The sequence below is a fragment of the Alicyclobacillus sendaiensis NBRC 100866 genome (assembly GCF_001552675.1).
In the GTDB taxonomy this organism is placed as follows: domain Bacteria; phylum Bacillota; class Bacilli; order Alicyclobacillales; family Alicyclobacillaceae; genus Alicyclobacillus; species Alicyclobacillus sendaiensis.
Genome location: NZ_BCRQ01000153.1, coordinates 1 through 516, shown reverse-complemented (window position 1 = coordinate 516; position 516 = coordinate 1). Strand labels below are relative to the sequence as shown.

The 516-nt window shown below is 58.5% G+C and carries 1 pseudogene; it reads left to right on the top strand.

From position 1 onward, the window contains the following. Positions 1-516, top strand: a pseudogene (locus AS26_RS13675) (transposase); the annotation flags it as partial.

Below are 516 nucleotides of genomic sequence, written 5' to 3'. Positions count from 1 at the left end.
GCGGTTTGAGCGGCGTCGACATCGTCGTGTCCGACAGTCACAGCGGACTTGTGAAGGCACAGGGCTGCACGTGGCAACGGTGCTAGACCCACTTCATGCGCAATCTCTTGGACGCCACGCCCAAGGCGATGCAGGAGGAGATCTGCCAACAGGTTCGCGCGGTCCTGGATGCGCCTGACCTGAAGACTGCACGGTTGCTCAAAGATGCGTTTGCCGAGCCTTACGCAGAGAAGGCACCGAAGGCAGTTCAGGTGTTGGAGGATGGGTTTGATGATGTCACCGCTGTTTTGACCTTACGTGAGCGATATCGGCGGCGCGTACGCACGACCAATGGCGTCGAACGGCTCAACGAAGAGATTCGGCGCCGCGAGCGCGTCATTCACATCTTCCCCAACCGGGAATCGGCGATCCGCCTGCTGGGAGCGTTACGGATGGAAATGGACGAAGAATGGACGACAGGGTGGAAATATCTCAACATGGACGAGTATGAGGCATGGAAGAAGGCACAACAGCCCG